Below are 20561 nucleotides of genomic sequence, written 5' to 3'. Positions count from 1 at the left end.
ATCTCTGGAGGCGCACCGATGGTGTTTGATCTGATGGAGGAGCTTTGGCTGCCAGTCGAGCGGCGCGAAGGTTCGGTCCAGCCTATTGGACTGCGGGCCTTGTTGATGAATGCGCGGCAACTGCGCCGCGTTGCCGCCGAAACTCCCACCATGACCGCGGCGCTTTATCGGCTGGTCCTGGCGTTAGCGCATCGTGTATACGGTCCCGCCGACGGCGCGGCGTGGGCCAAGCTGTGGCAGGACGGCTTCCCTCCTGGACCGCTCGACGAATACCTGACCACGTACGGGAATCGTTTCGACTTGTTTCACCCCGAACGGCCCTTCCTGCAGTGCCCCCCGCTAAAAACGTGTACGCCCACGAGCGCGGCCAAGCTGGTACTGGAGCGGGCTGCCGGCAGCAACGTCACCTTGTTCGACCACACCACCTCTACCGATGAGGTGCTGCTAGAGCCAGACCTGGCGGCCCGCTGGCTGGTGACAGTGCAGGGCTACGACCCTGGCGGGACCAAGACGCCCTATCGGAGCGTCAAATCCTCCAAGCGCGGATTGGCGAACCATTTCGGCGTGGTAATCGTCGAGGGCGCCACACTGCTGGAGACGCTGCTGCTGAACATGCCGATCTACCGCCCGGAATGGGAGCAGCCCATTGCCACCAGCAACCAGGATCGGCCGGCATGGGAGTGCGACACATTCCCCAACCCGGAGCCGGACAAGAGGTCCTCACTCGGCTGGACCGATCTACTGACCTGGCCTGCACGCCGCATCCTGCTCAGGCCCCAGCAGACCGAGCAGGGACAGATGGTTGCGAAGGTGGTGATCGCACCAGGCAGCGAGCTGCGTGAGGACCTCTCCGAGGTGGAACTGATGTCGGCCTTTCGACGCCCGCCCCGCAAACCTGGGCAGAAGAAACTCCAGCCATTTCAGCCGGTCCGGCTGGATGAGCGCCGCGGCGTGTGGCGGCATACCGAAACACTGCTGTTGGCTGGCGATGAACAGCAGCGGCGCCGCCCCCGAGCCCTGGAGCACATCGCCGAACTGGTGGACGGCGGCATTATCGGCGACGACACCGTCTATACCCTGCGCGTGTTCGGTCAGCGGCTCGGATCCCAGGCTGCGGTTGTGCAGTCATGGGCGGAGGAGGCGGTCGCAACCCCCGTGGCGCTGCTGCGGGCTCGGTATCAGTCCGCCGGTCCGATCATCGGCCATGCTGTCGACCTTGCCGATCAGGTGGCCGAGGCCCTACGGGACATGGAAAAGGACTACGCCACCGCGATGAGCGTTGATCGCACCGCCGGCATCGATCTGGCCTATTGGGCTCGCCTGCCGCGGCCCTTCGATGCTTTCCTGCGCACGTTGGCGCAAGCCCTCCGACGGGGCGACTCAGAGACCCCGGCCGTCGACGGTTGGGCCGAGGAGGTACGCAAGGCAGCCACCGTCACCGCCGATCGGTGGGCCTACGGCTCGCCTCGCACTGGGCGAGCTTTGTCCCAGGTGGGGCGAGTGTTCGGCCGATTCACCGGCAAACTGCACCGCCACATTGACGTGTTCAGCGCTCAGGCCAAGCAGTTCAGCAGCAAGGAGGCCCTTTCGTGAGCAGTCCGGTCCCTCCCCAGGAGCGCGATGAGGTCCGACAGCGGCGCGGCCGGTTCATCGCTCACCTGTACGGCCTACATGGCAAGCTCGAATCCCCCAACGCCTACCAAGTATCCGAAGCGCGGCGCGCGCTGGCGCAGTTGCGCCGGTCTCTAACCGGGCCACGGGCCGAGGCCGAAGCCTACGCCACAGTCTTCCCGTTCGACCCGCCGCAGGCCGAGCAGCAGGCTTGGATCTTGCTGGCGGGACTGTTCGCGTTGCACCCACAGCCGCGTCCAGGTCCCAATGCGAGGCAGTCCGGCTCGCTGGGCAGGTCGATGCGGGCGCTGGCCGACGAGCGTCCCTCGGCCGAGCGCCGTTTCCTCCAACTGCTAGCGGTCGATCAGCCGTCTCTGCCGTACTACCTGCGCCAGGCCATCCGCCTGCTCGCCACGGCGAACATCGCGCTGGACTATTACCGCCTGCTGGAGGATGTGATCACGCTGATGGATAGATGGGCTGATCCCGAACGTGTCCATCGCGTCCGCCTGAACTGGGCTCGTGACTTCCACCGCCCGCGATCGTCCACCCCCACCGTCTGACAGGCCAGGAGAACCTATGATCATCGAGCTTCACCTGCTGCAGTCCTTCCCCGTCAGCAACCTCAACCGCGACGATGCCGGGCAGCCCAAGACCGCCACGTTCGGCGGCGTCACACGTGGCAGGATCTCCAGTCAAAGCCTCAAGCGCGCCGCCCGCCAGCTGTTCAGTGACTATGGACTGGACCAGCAAGAGACTGGCGTACGCACCAAGCGGTTGCTGGAAAATGCCGCCGATATCCTGATCAAGCAGCATGGCCGTGACCCCGACGTTACTCCCGCCGTGGTGACCGCTGGCCTGGAAGCGCTCGGGTTCGGCGTGGATGCCAACACCCGCCTGACCCAATATCTGCTGTTCGTCGGCCGCCAAGCCGTCGAGCTACTGGCCGACTTCTGTCAGCGGGAATGGGATCGACTCCACGCCGCCGCAGGGGCCAAAGCCGCCGCGGCCAAGGCAGCCGCCGACAAGCGCGCCAAGAAGAGCGACGACACGGTCGCCGAGGCCGATAACGGCGGTAAGGCCAAAAAGATCAAGCCCACCAAGGCAGACCTGGTCGAGGCCCGACGCATCCTGGATGCAAGCAAGGCAGCGGACGTGGCCCTGTTCGGCCGCATGATCGCGGACAACAAGGACTTCAGCGTGGAAGCCGCCTGCCAGGTCGCCCACGCCCTGTCCACCCACGCAGTGGTCAACGACTTCGACTACTACACCGCTGTCGACGACCTCAAGCCGAACGATCAGTCCGGCGCGGACATGATCGGCACCGTCGACTTCAACAGTGCCTGCTACTACCGTTACGTCAACCTCGACCTAGACCAGCTCGCCACCAACCTCGGCGGCGACAACGACTTGGCCGCCCGCACCGCGCGCAGTTGGCTCTATGCATTCATCCATGCCGTGCCCACCGGCAAGCAGAATTCCATGGCCGCCCTCACACTGCCCGACACCCTCATCGGCGTAGTCCGCCAACGCGGCGCCTGGAACCTGGCCAACGCCTTCCTGCGACCGGTCGCCGGGACTGACCTGATGGCCACCTCCACCCAGCGCCTCATCGAACACCTGCAACAATTGCGCCACTTCTACGGAAACGGCGACATCACCTCGCTCAACGCCGCCTCCGTCACCACACCCCTGACCGGGTTGCCTCCGGCCGAAACCGCACCGACCTTGGTGGAGTTCTCTAGCAGAATCTTCGCCGCGGCGAAGGTCTGACTCGCGATGACATTCAGTCTGGCCCTGTGCTTGGACGCTCCCATGCAGTCCTGGGGTATCCAGTCACGCTTTACGGTCCGCGAGACCACCACCGAGCCTACGAAATCCGGCATCGTTGGGCTGCTCGGCGCGGCCCTCGGCATCCCCCGTCATGACACCGAACGCCTAAGTCAGCTCGCTCGGCTGCGGATGGGTGTGCGCGTGGACAGGGAAGGCATCCTGGAACGCGACTATCACACTGCGCAGAATGTGCCCACCACTGCTGGCACTGGCCACCGCACCGTTATCAGCCAGCGCTACTACCTGGCCGACGCCTTGTTCCTCGTCGTCCTCGAAGCTGACGACAATGCCCTGCTCAGTCGGGCGGCCGAGGCCATCCGGCACCCGCATTGGCAGCTGTGCTTCGGCCGCAAGCCCTTTGTCCCCGCGCGCCCCCTCCTGCACAGCGCAAACGGGGGTGACGATGGCCTGCGAACCGGAACTGGTCTCCAGGAGAAACCCTTGCAGACGGTTCTTGAAGAGCACCCATGGCTGGAAACCCGCCCCACCGCGCACCAACGCGAACTGGCCGCAATCGATAAAGGCGAGACCAGCACGCTCCGCACCATGGTGGAATGCGCGCCCTCCACCGCAGGCGCCCAACCACGCAGGGATCAACCCGTCTCGCTAGCCCGCGATGATCGACGATTCACCATCCGGACCGTGCTCAGCAGCCACGTACCTCTCACGGCGGAACTGATCGCGGCAGGAGAGCCATGTTCCTGAGCAAACTCAGCATCGACCCCACCTCGCGGCACTTTCGGCGCGATTACGCCGACATCCATCAGATGCACCGCACCGTGATGTCCGCCTTCCCCGACCTAAACGGCGACATCGCCGCCCGGCAAGCCCACGGAGTGCTCTGGCGTCTGGATATCCACGACCGCGGCTTCCTGCTGTATGTCCAAAGCCAGACCGAACCGGACTGGTCATCATTGCCCGAGCACTACCTCACCCAACGCCACCAGGTGCGCGACCTCCAACCACTCCTTGAGGCCATCACGGGTGGCCGCAAATTCGCCTTCCGCCTGGTCGCCAACCCCACCCGCGCCGTCCCCCGCACCGACAAAGAACAACTGCAACGCGCCGAAGCCGGCAAACGTCGTCAGCCCCGCCGCGTCACGCTCCACACCCCGCAAAGCCAGATCGACTGGCTTGTGCGGCAAGGTGAGCGACATGGCTTCGTCATCCCCGCAGGCCGCAACGGACAACCCGACGTCGCCCCCTATCCGCCCTTCCGCACCCATGGAAGAGCCAGAACCGATGCCCCCATCACTATCGATCACGTCCGCTATGACGGCCACCTCATCATCACGAACCCAACCCAATTCGCCACAGTTGTCCACGAAGGCATCGGCCGCGCCAAAGCCTACGGCTGTGGCCTCATCAGCCTCGCCCCACCAAAGATTTGATCAAGCAGGATATGTCTCGGTCGCTCCATGAACCCGGCATGCACCCCGAGTCCATCCCACGCCCACAGGGACTCTCCCAGGAAGAGATCTGCATCGCGGAAGTCAATTTCTATCCGTACGAAGGTGAGCGTCGGTCGAGTGTCGCCAATCCGCGCATCCTGTGGATGCCCTTCCTACCGACTCAAAGCCTAACCTCTCCCGCTCGCGACTACGGGCGGCCAGACTCTTGACAACTTCACAAGTCACCATCGACCAGTTCGGCCACTATGAGGTCGTTGACGTCCGTGCGACAGATCGACACGGTGAGCGCGATCTTTCGAGCGAGTGGGTGCTGTCTGCGAGCGATCTCAGCAGTAAATCTGGCCGACGTAAATCGCAGGTCGCGAAGCCTCCTCCCCACGCACGTGGGGGTGAACCGTTGCCGCTGCCGCAGCCGGGCTCAGGCACGCAGGTCGTCCCCACACACGTGGGGGTGAGCCGGTGTTGCAGCGGCGGTCGTTGTCGTCCCGGTGGTCGTCCCCGCACGTGGGGGTGAGCCGTCTACGATCGCTGAGGTGTCGAGGATCCGGCCGTCGTCCCCACGCACGTGGGGGTGAGCCCACCATTACAGCGATCTTGACTGTGGCCGCCTAGTCGTCCCACGTACGTGGGGGTGAGCCGTGCCAGTGCCGCAGGTCCAGCTCGTGCTTGCGTCGTCCCCACGCACGTGGGGGTGAGCCGGCCACCTACCGGGAAATGATCGGGATGTTCCGGTCGTCCCTGCGCACGTGGGGGTGAGCCTGCGCGTGGCCGTAGGCCACACCTTCTATCCGCGTCGTCCCCACGCACGTGGGGGGTGAGCCGGCGCTCGCCCGCCGGTACGTGTCGTAAACCCGTTGTCCCACGCACGTGGGGGTGAGTCGGTCGACGGCATCTGCGGCCAGCAGACGTGGGCGTCGTCTCCACGCACGTGGGGGTGAGCCGGGCGGCGCGCCGAAGGGCAACCGGAACGCGGTGTCCTCCCCACTCACGTGGGGGTGAGCCGTAGCGCAGCCACGTGGCCGTAATTTACTGTCGGTCGTCCCCACGCACGCGGGGTGAGCACGCCTCCGACTGCTGCCCGGTCGTTGCTCGCGTCTGTCGCGCCCGATTCGGCGAGCCGACGCGGCGGTCAGCAGCCCAGACCTCGGCCCGTGTCGCGGTCGTGAGCGGACGGCCGGTACGGCTCGTCGCGGTCACGGTGGCGAGAGGTGCGGCGGCTCCGGCCGGGGCACGGTCGTGCTCCCGTTCGGCGTTCCAATCAGGAAGCGCGCAGTGGCTGGCGTGCTCGTCGCGGACGCCCTTGTCCAACTCGCGGGCGTTCGCGACCAGGTCCGCGCGGCGCTCGTTCTCGGCACGGACGGCGGCCTGTTCGGCGGCCAGGCCGACGTTAGCGACGCGGAGGTTGGTGGCCGCCGTCCCCGCGTGGTCCTGTCGCCACGTAGAAATACTTCATAGCCGCCTCGGACGGCGATCACTATCCGGGGCGACCGAGGGTCCACACACGGCAAATCCACGGCCAAGGACAGCGGAAGTGAGAAGAACGTGCAGGTCAATCCACTGCTGCAGCAGGACTGTAAATCCGTCGGCTTAGCCTACCCAGGTTCGAACCCTGGACCTGCCACAGCAGTACAAAGAGGCCCGTCACCAGCGGAAACGCGGTGACGGGCCTCTTCTGTTCACTCCGGCCGGTTACGGACTTCTACGGCTCTCTACGGTTGATCGTTCCCTATCTGTTCCCTCGGGGAATCAGCGCCGAGTCGCATCCCAGATGCGTTCCATTGCCGCCGTTTCCTGGCCATGGATGCACTTGCCGTAGACGCGCAAGAGGACGTCTATGCTGTGCCCTGCCCACTCGGCGACCTGCGGCGCCGGAACGCCGGGCGTTGAGCCACGAGGAGACAGCCGCAGGAGGGCGATCTGACTCCGCTTTGTTCCACGCCTTCTCTCGCCGCCTCGTGCCACTTGAGACATGCGCGGTCGGTCATGAGCCCACCGCGCGGGCCGATGAAAAGCGGAGGCGGCAGCAGTTCGTCAGGGCCGGGGGGCGGGCGGGTCTGGTCGCGAAGCGCCCGCGGCGGGAAGATGACCAGCATGACGATCATCAGAAAGGCAGATGCCGCGTAACCGGCCTGGCCGCGTCCGTGCCGAACTCCCGCGCCGGCCTCGGACGCAAGACGACAACACGACCATCCACGGCCTGTCCTCGGCCACACTCGCAGAAGTTCGACGGATAGAACGTCAGAAGAAGTACCTGCGGCCAGGCTCGATTGGGTCGGCCATGGTGCGCTGGAGGAGCTTCGTTCACCAGCCGAACCGACGGCTGTGGGACTACGAGAACGGGGACTGCACGGAATGGGCCTGTTGCGGAGACCCCTGGCAAGCCCGCGAGTACCTCGAAGCGGTAATGCTGTCGATGTCCCGACGAAAGGCGCGCGAGCTCCGAAGACTCGTTGAAGCCCTCGACAGTCGTTACTGATTGCAGGTGTAGTCGCGTAGGACGGTGTTGCAGGTCGGCACGGACCGCTGGCGAGCTCGGGCCCTACCGAGCCGCGGGCCGGTGGGAGAACCCTGCGCTGAAGATGTAGGCGGGTAAGGCGATGGCCAGGCGGACCGCGCGCAGCTCACGGCCGTCAAGTTGCAATGCCGAGGCGTGCGTGTTCGCTTTGAGTGCGGGATCGGTGCGTGGTGTTGCGCGCCAAATAGATGTCGGTAGACGCCGCGGTTTGCTTCCTGTGACGGAACCGATACGGCAAGCGGCAGACACGCCAACAGCAGCGACATACGTTGTCGGGGCAGATGTCGACCTCGGGGGCGAGGAGTTCCTGTGAGCTATCCGCCTGCCCGCCCGCCGTGGCCGCCACCTCCACCACCGCGCCGTCGGAAACCCTCTGCGCTGCTGATCGTGTTGATCGTGGTGGGCTCCCTCATGGGCGGCTGCACGATCCTGGCCGCCGTGGGTGCTGCCATCAGCAGCGTGGCCGTGCCGACTTCGAGCAAGCAACCGCTGGGCGTCCCATCAACGTCTTTGTCGTCTCGCCGGGGCTCGTGGTGGAAAGCGAATCCCCCAAGGCGGTTCCCGAGTCGTCGGCGCCTAACATCATCGTGCCCGACGTGCGCGGGCTGGATGGGAGGACAGCCAGGGACCGTCTGCGCGAGGCGGGTGTCAGGGACGTCAACCTTGAAGCGGTGAACGGGAAGGCGGTTCTGATGGCCAGCCTCTGGCAGGTCGTGGGCCAGGCCCCCACTCCCGGTACAACGGTCACCGCCGCCGACACGGTCACCTTGAAGCTCGACCGGTTCACGCCAACCGAGCGGTCAGAACCTTCGAAGGAGGCGGCGGCACAAGAGGCGCCTGCCCAGGACGACCAACCCAGGGAGGAGCCAAAGAAACAAGAGCCGTCCTCGGAACCTCCTACACAGCCGGTGGACGACACCGACCCGAGGTACCGCACATGTGGTGAAGCCAACGCCCACGGTCTCGGCCCCTACCAACAAGGTGTTGACGACGAGTACGACTGGTATCAGGACCGCGACGGTGACGGGCGGGTCTGTGAGCCGCGCTAGTCCTGGCCTTCTGAGGCTTCGACCGGCGGTTCCAACCCTGCGCCTGCCACACCAGTGAGCAGAGGCCCCTCAGCAGCGGAAACGCGGTGAGGGCTTCTCTTGTTTGCACCAGTTCGCACCGACTTCCTCGGTCGATCGTTCCTGTCTGTTCCCCCCGGAGACTCAGCACCGAGTCGCATCCCAGATGCGTTTCATTGCCGCCGTTTCCTGGCCATGGATGCACTTGGCGTAGACGCGCGAGAGGACGTCTACGCTGTGCCCTGCCCACTCGGCGACGACTTTCCTGCCAGGTGACGGGCAGGTGCCGGGGTTGCGCTTCATCGGCGGTACCAGCCGGTCGGTCAGCACCTCCAGTTTCAGGGGCGCGATGGTCGTCGACGCCGGTGGTGCGGCCTTGCCCGTCGTGCACGGGTTCGCGATGCCGCTTGGCTGCAGCCCGTCACGTGAAGCGGCGCCGCCCGGCCAGCTGATCGCCGCCATCCCGGTGATCATCCTGTTCGCGCTGGTCGAGCGCAAGGTGGTGGGCGGACTGACAGCCGGATCGATCAGACAGGAACAGCCTTGGTAAAGTCCTCCGCGATCACTTAACGATCTCGGAGGACTCCTTGAAGCTGCGCACCATCGCCGCCGCCGCCGTTCTGGGCGCCGGCGTTCTGGTCGGTACGGCGAGCCCCGCGTCGGCCGCCACCTGCTCGGGCACCCACCTGGACAACTGGCCCATCAAGGGCGGCTACATCGCCGTCTACTACAACTCCTCGACCGGCTACAACTGCGCGATGACCTACACCAACACGCCTGGCGTCTCGCAGTACATCCGAGTGACCCTCGGGGTCGAGGGCGGCGCGTCGAAGACCGACGCCCAGTACTACAAGTACTACGCGGGCCCCGTCAGCGTGTACGCCAGGGGCAAGTGCATCGAGTTCTACGGCCAGGTCGGCTCCAGCAACCCGCTGGAGGGCGTCGGAAACGCCTACTGCGGCTGAATTGATCCGTTGCACGCCGTGCGTCTCCAGCCCTGACGTCTGAGCATGCGCCTTGACCTGTAGCGTGCGGGGCTGACCAGATCAGCCACCGCGCTCGATCCGGCAATTGCGTCGATCGTTCTTGTGAGGCGTCGTCCCAGGTCAGCACTGTGGAGGACTGCGCCCTCGTGATGATGTGCCCTTCGGATGTGGCCGTCGTTCTCCGGATTCTTCCGAGAAGGCCCGGCTCCCGCAGTGGACAACACCGTTACGGGGGATGCTTCTCGCGCCGGTCACCGAGGAGGGCATCAGCCTCGGTCAGGACGATCCACAGCGCCGGTTCGCTGGTCCGGACGAGCGCTGGGAAGCACACATCACGGCCCTCCCGATTTTCCCGGGGGGCCGTTGTCTTGATCGAACTTCCGGACAACGCGAAGCGCCGCCAGTCGGGTGCGGCGGCGCCGCCGACCCCGCCCGCCACCATGCTCAGGTGGCGGGCCGGCTCGTGAGCGCGGGTCATGCTGATCTTCTGCAGACAGCGATGAATGCCCGCTGGCGACGGCAGGACCATCCGCAACGCGGTCCGCGGTGTCAGCAGGGGCAGTGCACGCGCCCCGGGGACTCCGGCAGGCCGGTGTACACCGCGACCTCGGCCGGCAAGGTCGTCACCAAGGGCGTCCACAGCGGGACCCGGGGTGGCGGCAGCGACGGTCGGGGCGGAGCGCTAGTACTTCACCGGCATCTGGGATACGTATTACGCCTTCCCTGGTCAGCGTTCAGCGCGGGCTTTCCCCCGCCTCACCGGCTCATCGGCCAGTGGGGCGGCGGTGCTGGACATCCATGCGCCTCGTGGAACACCTTGAGGTAGGCGCGATCAGTCATGAGCCCACCGCGTGGGCCGATGAAGATGCGCCCGTACGGGACCGGTCCCGAGCTTCTCGATGTGCTCCCGCAGCAGGGCGCACAGCTCAGGATGGATCGGGACGGGGCGAGTCTCCCCCCACGGCTCTGTGCTTGTAGCCCGCGCCGCTCTCGGACCTGGCCGCTGTTCGTTCAACGACTCTCGGTTCGAGCGTGCCCACACGATCGGTCCGGGCGGCACACCTTGCCGGTTCCACTTCCGCCGCACCGGCACGGACCAGGTGACGTAATCTCCCAGGTGCCCGGCTCCCGGACAAGGAGGACGGGCGCCTGGTCGTGCCGCCACCCGGGCCGTGCGGCGCGCTCGCTCAGTCGCGGGTGACGTCAAGCTTCTTCGCCGAACCCCTCGCCGCCCTGACTCCCATCCAATGAGACTTGCGCCGGTTTGTTTAGAGCGTAAGCTTACGTTCTAAACAAACTGGAGGCACAGCCATGCACGCCCTTGCCCTCGTCACCCCGCTCGTCCTGGTCGCCTACCTGGTCGTGACCGAATGGGTCCCGATGTTCCCGTTCAATGACCTGCAGTCCCAGACGGTGAAGGAGCGGCTCGCCATGGCCGCGATCAACTACCCGATCTTCATCGCGATCGCCGTCGCGGTGGCGCTGAACGCGGGCACCGTCGCGCTGGTCCTCAGCGTGCTGACGATGATCGGCCACGTCACGAGCTGGTGGCTTCCGTACTTCGGGTTCAGCTTCGCCGCCCAGCGCGAGGCCTACCAGCGGGAATACGCCCGCACCTGGAAGATCCTGCCCACCGAGGGCCGCGACGTGGTCATCGACGTGCAGCACATGGTGGTGGGCGTGCTGTGCCTGATCATGCTGGTGAGCGTGACCTTCACTACGCTGGCCTGATGAGCGCTCCTGGGCAATCGCGAGGCGGGCGGCCTGCCGTACTGAGCAGGGAGAAGATCATCGCAGCCGCGCTGGCCGTGATCGACGCGGACGGTCTCGAAACGCTGTCCATGCGCAAGGTCGGCGAACGGCTCGGCGTCGAGGCGATGTCCCTGTACCGGCACGTGCCCAACAAGGCGGCGATGCTCGCCGCCGTCGTCGACCACCTGGCCGCCCAGGCCGCCGTGCGCCTGCCCGCGGCCACCGCCTGGACCGATGCCCTGCTGGACTTCGGACACCACTACCGGCAGGTCCTGCTCGCGCACCCCGCCGCGGTTCCGCTGCTCGCCACCCACCCGGTCAGTCCCGAGGTCGGCGAGCAGTTGCTCGGCCAGATCCTCGCGACCGTCGACCTGGGTGAGACCTCCCTCGAGGACGTCCAGCTCGCCTTCCAGTCGGTGGCCGTCTTCACCCTGGGGCACGCCCTGGCCCAGGTCGGCACACCGCCCGGTCGGCGCGAAGCCCCCCAGCAGGCCGACGCCGGCTACTACGACACCTGGTTCGAGACGGGCCTGTCAGCCCTGCACAGGGGCTTCACGGTGGCACACCCCACCCGTCACGGCTAGCGCTACGGCCTGCACGGACTTCGAAGCTTCAGACCGGTTGGAGACGTCGGATCCACAAGATCGCTCCGCGTGGAGTCTCGTCGAAGCGGAAGGCCGGCCCGCGCCACTCCCTAGGGCCATTCCAGGAGGCGGGCGCCGAGCACGGCGGTTTCCAGGGTGAAGCGCTGGGTGGGCTCGTCAGGTGAGAAGCCGGTCAGGCGGCGGATGCGTTCCAGCCGGTAGGTGACGGTCCTGGTGCTGATGCCCAGCCGGCGCGCGGCCGCCGCCTGGTTGCCGTGCGCGGCGAAGATCGCCTCCAACGTCTCCAGCAGCGGCTCATGGCCCCCGCGCGCCTGCAGCAGAGGGCTGAGCACGCTGGTCACCAGATCCTCGATCGCCGCCCGGTCGCGTAGCAGCACCGGGAAGACGAGCAGGTCGGCGGCCCTCACCACCTGCGCGCGGATGCCCAGCTTGTCGGCCAGTTCCAGTGCTCCCGCCGCCTCGCGAAAGGACGCGACCACCCCGCCGGGCCCACGCTTCGGACGGCCCACCCCGAGCCGCCAGCCGTCGGCGAACCGGGCCCGCACGTGGTGGGAGAACTCTCCCACCGCCGCGGGAAGCGTCGCGGGGACCACGCACACCAACAGCCCGTCACGCACGGCCACCAGCACGTTGTGCGAACCGAACCTGGCGATCAGGTCGCGCTCGATGCGATCCGGGTCGCCGTCCGACATGCCGCGGGCGACCGCCACCGTGTACGACTCGGCCAGCCGGAGCCCGAAGCGCTCCGCCCGCTCGGCCAGCCGTTCCGCCCTGCCCTGGAGCAGGTCGTCGACGAACTCCCGCCGGGCCAGCTCCTCGCTGCGCCAGGCGGCCAGCTGCGCGCCCTCGTACCCTTCCATCAGGGCCGCGACCGCCCTGCGCAGCGCGGCCGTGCCTTCAACAGCACGCAACGCCTCGTCGATCAGCACCCGCAGCGGGACGCCCTGTTCGGCGGCGCGCTCGCCGGCCGCGCGACACTCCTCGAGCGTCGCGCGGCCGGGCAGCCGTCCCGTCGCGGCGTGCTCGGCGAGCAGCCGTGGGAGCGGGTCCTCCATCAGACTCCTACGTCGCGCCTGTCGAAGGCGAGAACCGCGGTGAGCGCCAGTACGGCCGCCGCTCCCGCCAGCACAAGATAATCACCCAGCGGGAAGCCCTGGTAGAGCGGCCTGCCCTCGGCGTAGTAGTGGAACGGCGAGACCCACTTGAGCCAGGAGATGGCATCGACGTTCCTGCCGACGGTGATGACCATGTAGCCGGCGACTCCCCACACGCCGACCACCGTCATGGCCAGCGCCTTGCGTCCGGTCATCGCGCCCACGGTCAACGTGAGCGCGCCGAAGAACAGGGCGAGGAGGAACACGCCGGTGTGCGCGGCGAGGATCCGGTCGACCCCTACGCCGAGGTCGATGGACCGGGCGACGCCGACGACGACCAGGAAGGTGATCGCGGTGATCGTGAGCAGGGCGATCAGCAGTCCGACGAAGCGGTCGAGCACCAGCCGCTTGCGGTCGATGGGCAGTGTGACGGTCAGCTCCAGCGTGCCGGACTCCTCAGGCTGCGCGATCGCCCGGTTGCCCAGGATCATCGCGCAGACGATGAACATGAGCGGGACGAGCAGCTGGTAGACGACCGTCTGCAGGTAGCCGGTCGCGGTGGCGATGTCCTCCATTCCGCCCAGGATGTCCCTGAGCGCTCCAGGGGCCTTGGCCAGCGCCTGTTTGCTGAGGGTCTCGGGATCTTCGCGCATGCTGTCGTAGATGCTGATGTACATCGTCAGGAAGAGGCTGATGCCGACGGTCCAGCCGATCAGTGCCCGGCGGTACTCCCCGAGCGTCTTGGTGATCACGACACCTCGCTGTAGTAGGTCAGGAAGATCTCTTCGAGGTCCGGCTCCGCGCTGACCATGTGCACCACGGTGAACCGGGCGGCCGCCTTGATCAGCGCGTCGGGGCGGCCGTCGATCGTGCACGACAGCGCCGCGCCCTCGACCTTCAGGTCTCGTACGCCCGGCAGGGCGGCGAACGCCTCGGGCGGCACCGGCGCGTCGAAGTGGAACTCCACGCGCCGCACCGCCTTCTCCCGCAGCGCGGCCACGTCCTCCACGGCCACCAGGCGGCCCTCGCGCACGATGCCGACCCGGTCGGAGACCTGCTCGACCTCGGCCAGCACGTGGGAGGACATCAGCACGGTCCGGCCGGACCTGCGCACCTCGCGCACCATGGCCAGGAACTCCCGCTGCAGTAACGGGTCCAGCCCGCTGGTCGGCTCGTCCAGGATGAGGAACTCCGGTTCGTGCATGAACGCCTGGACCAGCCCGACCTTCTGCTTGTTGCCCTTGGAGAGCTTGCGCATCTGCACCGACAGGTCGGCGTCCAGCCGTTCGGCCAGCTCCTCGATGCGCGCGCTCGGCACGCCGCCCCGGATCCTGCCCAGGAAGCGCAGGTAGTCACGGGCCTTCTCCCGCCCCTCCAACACCAGCTCGCCGGGCAGGTAGCCGATCCGGCTCCGGACCCCGTGCTCGCGGGAGTCCGCGCCCAGCACCCGCACCGACCCTCTGGTCGGCCTGATCACGTCGAGCAGCAGCCTGATCGTCGTGGTCTTGCCCGACCAAGAGTTTTGACAGTTCTTCGCGATAGAATGAGATCAGCGATCACGCAACAGAGGGAGGAGCGGACATGACCAAGCGAGCGGGCATCCTCGCCAGGATCAGCGACGCCGACGACACCAAAGGCGTGGACGACCAGGTCAAGGACATGCGGGCATTCGTCGCCCGGCGCGGGTGGAGGCTGGCCGAGGAACACGTGTTGGTGGAGAACGACACCAGCGCGTTCAAGCGCCGCAAGATCAGGCTTCCGAACGGGCGAACCGAGCTGCGCACCGTGCGGCCCAAGTTCCGTCGCGCGCTGGAATTGCTGGCCGCGCGTCAGATTGACGTGCTCGTGGTGTTGGATCTTGACCGTCTGGCTCGCCAGCCGCGCGATCTCGAAGACCTGATTGACGTGGTCGAGGAGTCCAAGTTCGCGGTGACGTGCGAGAGCCTGACCGGCTCCTGCCAGTTGACCAGCGACGCGGGTATCACCATGGCGCGTGTCATGTGCGCGATGTCCAACAAGGCGAGCAAGGACACCGCGCGACGGGTGAGCCGTGCGCGTCTGCGTCAGGCCGAGGCGGGGCAGTTCGGCGGCGGTCCCCGCCCCTATGGGTTCGAGGCGGACGGGGTCACCGTCCGGCCGGAGGAAGCCGCAGAGATCGTGAAGATGTCCAATCTGGTGCTGTTGCCGAACTTCGGCAAGCCGAAGGGACCGAGCTGTAAGAGCATCGCGTGTGATCTTCGCGAGCGAGGCATTCCCAGCGCCAACGGGTTGCCCTGGCGCGCCACCACCGTTCGTGATGTGCTGCTGCGGCCCCGCAATGCCGCCCTCATGGTGCACAAGCCCGGCGAGGGACGTAAGCGGTATGCGCCCGAAGACGTGGTTGCTCGCGCCCCGTGGGATGCGATCATCAGCGAGGACGCGTTTTGGACGATCACTGCCAAGCTGAATGATCCAGCCCGCACGACCACGCCCGGACCGGCCGCCCGCTGGTTGGGTAGCGGCACCTACCGATGCCCCTGCGGTGAGACCACCCGCGTACACAGCGCGGGCGACAGGGCCGACCGGCCGGTGTATCGATGCCAGAGCGGCGGCAAGGGACACGCCACCTGCCCGCAAGCCGAGCTGGATGAGTGGGTGGAAACGGTGGCTATCACGATCTTGGCCAGGGACGCCGCCGACCTGGTCATCCCGCCGACGAGCGGGGTGGACGTGACGGCTCTGCGCACGGAGTTGATCGCCCTGCGTCAGCGCAAGATCCAGTTGACCGAGGACTACTCGGCGATGCTGATCGAGCGGCCCGAGTATCTGGCCGGGCTCAAGCGCGCCAAGCTCAGGATCGAGGAGATCGAGCGCGCCCTTGACGATGTCGCCGACGCCTCCCCGCTGGCACCCTTCGTCGGGGTCGATACCGAGCACGCGGCCCGTAAGGTGTGGAAGGGGTTGGGGGTCAGCGCCCGCCGCGAGGTGATCAAGGCGATCATGACCGTGACCTTGAAGCCGACCGGCCGGGGCAAGCGCCCGCACATCACCGACCGCGTGATCATCGACCCGATCACCCCGGCCCCGCAGGAATAGCCGTCTCTGCTCACGGGTGTGCCCCCGCCGAGTCCTAGACGGCAGGGGCACCCCAGTGATCACCCTAATCCCCGCTTCTCAGCACCAGCGCCAACCGGTCCCGCTGATCTTGCGTCAGCCGGGGCCAACGCGCGACCAGCGCCCGAGCGCACGCAACAAGATCAGTCTTGTCCTCCGGCTCCCGCTCCTGCACGAGCCCCGAACCCTCATCCGCCCTTGCCTGCCCCTGCCCGCTGACCGCCTCAGCCGCCGTGGCGTGCCACCTCCTCTGGCCATCCCGCCCACCCGCCCTCGGGCAGCGGTGGCTGACCTCCGGATCGCGGCCGGCCGATGATCACAGGGGAGAAGAACCGAACCCCGAAGCGGCGCCTACGGCACGCCTTCCCGATGGCGGCCCTCACGCCGACCCCTGACCGAGCTGTGTCGCAGCCTCACCCCGGTGCGGGCTTGGCCCACGCGCCCCGCCGTTGCCGAAAGAATGACCCCCTTCCTCTGCCGTGCCCGCTTGCGCGATCAGCTCCCGGCCGCGTTGCCGCTCGGCGACCATCCGCAGCAACCGCACCGCCAGCGACCCCAGACGCGGGTCATCCGGCTTGAGCTGCTGCCACACATACCGGCCCGGATCGCTCCCCTCCTGATCGGCGATGCCGAGCGCCTCCAGCACCCAGGCCCGCCGCGCCCGCTGATAGCCGCCCAGCGTCTTGCCCGTCCACTTGCGCGAGACCAGCACCCGCCGCCCGGCATAGCCGAGATAGGCCGCCCGATGCGCCTTGCCCCGGCACAACCCCGGCACCATCCCCGCACGCGCGTTCTTCGGCTGCACCCCGAAACGCAGCCAGTTCGCGCACCCAGGCGAACACGGCTCCCACCGCAGCACCTCCAGCAGCCGCCGCGCATGAGCCCGCCGAGCCCGTACCGCCCGCTTGCCGTCCGCCCCTTCTCCCGGGTCCTCGTTGAGCGGATTCCCCAGGCTCTTGGTCAGGTACTTGGTGAGATAGCGGACCCGCATGTCCGCATCCGGTGTCCCGGCCAGCACGCCTTGAATGTCAGCCTGCTCGCCGAAGCGGATCAGGTGCAGCGGTGTGGCGTCCGGGTCGGCCCCCAGGGCGTCTAACGCCTCCTCCCACGTGGGCAGCACCTCACCCGTGGCCGGATCGAGGTAGCCCACCTCTTCCCGCCACACCGGCAGGTGATCACCCTCGAAGACGACCACCCCGGTCGGCGGCCACCACACCTGGTGGTAGGTGGCCGCGATGACCCGCCGCAGCTCAGCACGCGGGATCGTGCCCCTGATCGCCATGTGCAGATGCGGAGCCAGCCGCCGCTGCGGCTCCACACTCGCGAAGTACTGCACCTCGAACCCGGCCACCCGCCGCAGGTTCTGCACCAGCCGATCCACCAGCTTGGCGAAGTGCAGCGCATCACGCGCCGCCCGCTGATAGTCGTAGCCGTCCGGATCGACCGGCGCGCCGTCCTTGACCCGGCCGTAGGACGGCAGCGTCAACGTCACGAACAGCGACGGCCGAAACACCTTGCCGTCCCGCCCGGTGAACGTCCGGCCCAGCGTGGTCGCCCGCATCACCCGCTTGGGTAAGGCCGGAGCGTCCTGCCGCCGCCGTGTGGAGCGCACCCGCCGAGACGAGACAGCCCCCGCTGTCCCGTCGCCGCTTGCGGCCTGCGCCTCCCCCGACGCGTCACCGCCGTCCGGCCAGACGCCCAAGGCGCGCATCTCCGCCTCATGCCCGGCCAGCGCCGCCGCCCAGTCGCCCGCCTCCTCCGCCCGGCCTGCCGCCATCGCGGCATCGCGCAGCCCGTGAAGCTCGTCCCGGAACTGACGCAGCCAAGCCCGTTCATCCTCGTCCACCTCACGAGCGGGCACGATCGCCGCATCGCCCGCCGTCTCGCCGCTTGCTCCCTCTGACGTGCCGTTCCGGTCCGAGCCCGCCGCAGGCTCGATCTCCGGTTCGGCCTCCAGGTGCCAGCCCTCCCGGCACTGCGCCGCCCGCAACTGCCGCATCCGCTTGGCGCACGGCGGACACTTGCTCTCCAGCCTGGCCCCGCACGCCACGTTCACCACCCGATCAGCCTCGCTATGCCGATCGGTCACCCGGAAGGCCAGCGGCCGGATACACACCCCGGCATCGATCGCGACCTGCCGGGCCGTCTCCAGCTCCAGCAGTCCCGCCTCAGCCAGCGCCCCCAGTGCCCCCGCTCGCGCGCCAGCCCGCGCCCCGTCGTACCCGCTATCGCTCAAGCGGCCCCCCAAGCATCGGCGCCGCTGTCCCGCCCGGTGTCGTGCTCGTCTGCCTCCCAGGCGCCCCAGACGCCGTACCGCTCGTCGGTCAGGTCCTCGTCCAGGTCCTCACCGAACTCCTCCCGGAACGCCGCCCGCAGGCAGACGCGGTCCAGGTCCTCGCCGTACGGCCAGTCGCCGTCACCGCCCAGCCGCGCGGCCACCTCCTCGACCGCGTCCCCGAAGTCGTACTCCCGCCCGACCATCGCCCGGTGCCCGCACTCCCGGCACTCCACGATCAGCCGGACCTCGTCCTGCCACAGGCTCCCCTCAGTGCCGCACAGCGCGCACCGAAGCCCATCCAGGGCCACCCAGATCGTCATAGGGCACCACCCCCTTCCTCGTCGCCCGCCTTGCGCCGACCGTTCCGCTTGCCGCCGTCCATCTCGCCGCCTTCTTCGCCCGTGCCGCCGTCTGTCCCGTCTGGTTGGCCGCCACCGCAGCCGCCGTCTTCCTCGCCATCACCGTCGTCATCACGGCCTCCTCGCTTGTCCATGGGCACGCAGTAGCGCGCCACCATCTGCCTGATATCGCCGTCGCTGACGTAGGCCGCCCGCACCCGCACCGGGTCGGGGCTGTTCTCCAGTCGCACGTAACCGATCCCGGCCCCCACCGCCGGGTCATCCGGGTCACGCGGGATCTGATCGGCCAGCGCGCCCCGATCCCGCGCGCCGTCACCGAGGACCATGTCCACCTGCTCCGGCTCGTCCAGCCTGAGCGCCACCCGGTCCGGGAACAGGTTGCGGATCGCCAGCACGTCCTTTCGCGGATCTTGCAGCAGCGCCATGACCGCGAACCCGGCCGCCCGGCCCTGCGTGGTCAGCGTGGACAGCGCCGCCAGGATGCGCGCCTTCAACTGCCGGTCGGCCTGGTAGGCGGTCAGGAACGCCACCTCATCCACGATCACCAGCACGAACGGGTCATCTGTGGTGGGGGTGTGGCTTCGCTGCACACCCGCATACCGCCCGGCCCGCTCCTGCATCCAGGTCACGGCCAGCTCCAGCAGTTCGGCGCACTGCTCGGGGGTCGCGGCATAGCGGGTGAAGAGCTGTTGGCCGAACGACAGCTCCATCAGCTTGGGGTCCAGCCCCCACAGCTGCACCAGCCCCGCCTCCTGCGCGGGCAGCAGCGCCCGCACAACCGACCACAGCCACGACCCCTTCCCAGCCCCGGTCGCCCCCGCGACCAGCACATGCGTGCCGTGAATCTTCAGCCGGAACGGCCGCCCCTCCTCATCCAGACCGATCTCCACCGCCCCGACCACCGGCCGACGCGGGATCGGCCGCGCCGTGATCGTGACCGCCAGCAGATCAGCCCGAGGGAAGGACAGCAGCAGCCACCCCGGCCGGATCACCGACACCCGGCAGGAGACCGCGCCGAACCCGTGCGCGAGATTGGGCGAACGATCCGCCCACAACTCATCCGACTGACCCGCCAGCATCTTGACCGTGACCCGGTCGGCCAGCCTCGTGGACCGCACCCGCCGCACGTCGGGCACGTAGGCGCGGCCCCAGAACGAGCCGCCCAGCCCGGCCCCGACCAGCACCGCCCGCCAGCGACGCCGGTACACCCACATCCAGCGTGCCCAGCTCACCAGCGGCCAGCCGACCCACCGGCCGTAGCTCGCCGCATCGGCCAGCGCCCAGCAGGCACTACCGAGCCCGAAGGTCACGTAGGCGGCGACCAGAGCGCGCCAGCCCGCCAGATACCACAGCGCTCCGGCCGACCCGGTCACCGCGCAGGCGACCGGGTGACGGACTAGAGTCTTGATCGTTCCGGAGATCAGCCGCCACAGCCAGACGACGATGACCACGATCGCCGGGGTCTTGACCACGGTCGGCCGCCACACCACCGACGTCTCCGGCCGGGTCGCGACGATGTTGTCTACCTCTGCACCGGGAAGTTTGCGCAACACTTGGGGCACCACCTCCTTTGACCAGGCCGCCCACGCCGACCCCGGCCCGCCGCACGGCAGGAAGGGACGACGAAGACGACGAACCGCGACGACCGCTCTTGCGGTCGCCGACCTCGTCAAAAGTGATCTGTGTGTATGCGGATAGCGCGCGCCCACAGCCGCAGCACCGCCGACACCCGCCCCGCATAGAGCGGATGCCGACGACGCCGCATCACGGCTGAATCTGTGTGTGTCCGGGTCCTCTTGCGCGCCCCGATGCCCGGCCCCCAAGGGGCCTCACCGCGACCAGCGCGGCCTACCCTGCCGGGCTTCCTCGACGCGGCTCTACCGCGCCATCAAATACGCGTCTCCCTCAACACGGGATCGCGACCACTTTCACCCGCCCGCGCCCCACCGGCAAGGC

18 protein-coding genes are annotated in these 20561 nt (G+C 67.8%); 11 read left to right on the top strand and 7 right to left on the bottom strand.

The genetic code is table 11. The annotated features are described in order from the left end of the window. The first annotated feature begins 18 nt into the window (after nt 1-18). From casA to ACWENQ_RS40250, 8 genes are all read left to right on the top strand, one after another. Nucleotides 19-1593 (top strand): type I-E CRISPR-associated protein Cse1/CasA, encoded by a 1575-nt coding sequence (gene casA, locus ACWENQ_RS40285; RefSeq protein ID WP_452418991.1) that lies wholly within the window; start codon nt 19-21, stop codon nt 1591-1593. Further along, entirely contained in the window at nt 1590-2174 is a 585-nt protein-coding gene (gene casB, locus ACWENQ_RS40280) for a type I-E CRISPR-associated protein Cse2/CasB (RefSeq protein WP_452418989.1), read from the top strand. The genes casA and casB overlap by 4 nt, the downstream gene beginning before the upstream one ends. Nucleotides 2175-2190: 16 nt before the next feature. After that, nucleotides 2191-3384, top strand: a complete 1194-nt coding sequence (cas7e, locus tag ACWENQ_RS40275; protein WP_452418987.1) for a type I-E CRISPR-associated protein Cas7/Cse4/CasC — start codon at nt 2191-2193, stop codon at nt 3382-3384. Nucleotides 3385-3390: 6 nt separating this feature from the next. Continuing rightward, on the top strand, nt 3391-4149 hold the full coding sequence (gene cas5e, locus ACWENQ_RS40270) for a type I-E CRISPR-associated protein Cas5/CasD (RefSeq protein ID WP_452418985.1): 759 nt from the start codon (nt 3391-3393) through the stop codon (nt 4147-4149). Further along, nucleotides 4140-4835 carry a type I-E CRISPR-associated protein Cas6/Cse3/CasE gene (gene cas6e / locus ACWENQ_RS40265; RefSeq protein WP_452418983.1) on the top strand — a complete coding sequence of 232 codons (696 nt, stop codon included), beginning with the start codon at nt 4140-4142 and terminating at the stop codon, nt 4833-4835. Before cas5e ends, cas6e begins: the two co-directional genes overlap by 10 nt. A gap of 3069 nt (nt 4836-7904) precedes the next feature. Further along, nucleotides 7905-8420 (top strand): PASTA domain-containing protein, encoded by a 516-nt coding sequence (locus tag ACWENQ_RS40260; RefSeq protein WP_452418982.1) that lies wholly within the window; start codon nt 7905-7907, stop codon nt 8418-8420. Nucleotides 8421-8730: 310 nt separating this feature from the next. Beyond that, nucleotides 8731-8988: a hypothetical protein gene (locus tag ACWENQ_RS40255; protein WP_452418981.1), complete on the top strand. Its 258-nt coding sequence runs from the start codon at nt 8731-8733 to the stop codon at nt 8986-8988. Between the two features lie 37 nt (nt 8989-9025). Beyond that, the gene (locus tag ACWENQ_RS40250; RefSeq protein WP_449914743.1) at nt 9026-9403 is read left to right on the top strand and encodes a hypothetical protein; all 378 of its coding nucleotides are present in this window, start codon (nt 9026-9028) and stop codon (nt 9401-9403) included. A gap of 247 nt (nt 9404-9650) precedes the next feature. On the opposite strand, the gene ACWENQ_RS40245 is transcribed toward ACWENQ_RS40250, so the two are convergent. Next, nucleotides 9651-9902 (bottom strand): hypothetical protein, encoded by a 252-nt coding sequence (locus ACWENQ_RS40245; RefSeq protein WP_452418979.1) that lies wholly within the window; start codon nt 9900-9902, stop codon nt 9651-9653. Between the two features lie 833 nt (nt 9903-10735). Here ACWENQ_RS40245 and ACWENQ_RS40240 point away from each other — a divergent pair. Together ACWENQ_RS40240 and ACWENQ_RS40235 are read left to right on the top strand one after the other, a co-directional pair. Continuing rightward, on the top strand, nt 10736-11155 hold the full coding sequence (locus ACWENQ_RS40240; RefSeq protein WP_452418977.1) for a hypothetical protein: 420 nt from the start codon (nt 10736-10738) through the stop codon (nt 11153-11155). Then, nucleotides 11155-11760: a TetR family transcriptional regulator gene (locus ACWENQ_RS40235; RefSeq protein WP_452418976.1), complete on the top strand. Its 606-nt coding sequence runs from the start codon at nt 11155-11157 to the stop codon at nt 11758-11760. The genes ACWENQ_RS40240 and ACWENQ_RS40235 overlap by 1 nt, the downstream gene beginning before the upstream one ends. Nucleotides 11761-11870: 110 nt before the next feature. Here ACWENQ_RS40235 and ACWENQ_RS40230 read toward each other — a convergent pair whose 3' ends face one another. Genes ACWENQ_RS40230 through ACWENQ_RS40220 form a run of 3 tightly spaced genes read right to left on the bottom strand, consistent with a single transcriptional unit; the run spans nt 11871 to nt 14415 of the window. Continuing rightward, nucleotides 11871-12836, bottom strand: coding sequence for a PucR family transcriptional regulator (locus ACWENQ_RS40230; RefSeq protein ID WP_452418974.1), 966 nt, complete (start codon nt 12834-12836; stop codon nt 11871-11873). After that, on the bottom strand, nt 12836-13627 hold the full coding sequence (locus ACWENQ_RS40225; RefSeq protein ID WP_449914754.1) for an ABC transporter permease: 792 nt from the start codon (nt 13625-13627) through the stop codon (nt 12836-12838). The genes ACWENQ_RS40230 and ACWENQ_RS40225 overlap by 1 nt, the downstream gene beginning before the upstream one ends. Further along, entirely contained in the window at nt 13624-14415 is a 792-nt protein-coding gene (locus ACWENQ_RS40220; RefSeq protein ID WP_449916164.1) for an ABC transporter ATP-binding protein, read from the bottom strand. The genes ACWENQ_RS40225 and ACWENQ_RS40220 overlap by 4 nt, the downstream gene beginning before the upstream one ends. A gap of 41 nt (nt 14416-14456) precedes the next feature. Here ACWENQ_RS40220 and ACWENQ_RS40215 point away from each other — a divergent pair, with 41 nt between their 5' ends. Next, nucleotides 14457-15950 carry a recombinase family protein gene (locus tag ACWENQ_RS40215; protein ID WP_452418973.1) on the top strand — a complete coding sequence of 498 codons (1494 nt, stop codon included), beginning with the start codon at nt 14457-14459 and terminating at the stop codon, nt 15948-15950. A 397-nt stretch (nt 15951-16347) separates the two neighbouring features. On the opposite strand, the gene ACWENQ_RS40210 is transcribed toward ACWENQ_RS40215, so the two are convergent. The 3 genes from ACWENQ_RS40210 to ACWENQ_RS40200 are packed head-to-tail and all read right to left on the bottom strand — an operon-like array spanning nt 16348 to nt 20314. Further along, complete coding sequence (locus tag ACWENQ_RS40210; RefSeq protein WP_449914759.1) at nt 16348-18204, bottom strand: replication initiator; 1857 nt, start codon at nt 18202-18204, stop codon at nt 16348-16350. Beyond that, the gene (locus ACWENQ_RS40205) at nt 18201-18566 is read right to left on the bottom strand and encodes a hypothetical protein (RefSeq protein WP_452418971.1); all 366 of its coding nucleotides are present in this window, start codon (nt 18564-18566) and stop codon (nt 18201-18203) included. The genes ACWENQ_RS40210 and ACWENQ_RS40205 overlap by 4 nt, the downstream gene beginning before the upstream one ends. Next, the gene (locus ACWENQ_RS40200; RefSeq protein WP_449914765.1) at nt 18563-20314 is read right to left on the bottom strand and encodes an FtsK/SpoIIIE domain-containing protein; all 1752 of its coding nucleotides are present in this window, start codon (nt 20312-20314) and stop codon (nt 18563-18565) included. The genes ACWENQ_RS40205 and ACWENQ_RS40200 overlap by 4 nt, the downstream gene beginning before the upstream one ends. Nucleotides 20315-20561 lie beyond the last annotated feature (247 nt).

The sequence above is a fragment of the Nonomuraea sp. NPDC004354 genome (assembly GCF_053602555.1).
This window is presented reverse-complemented; position numbering and strand designations above follow the sequence as displayed.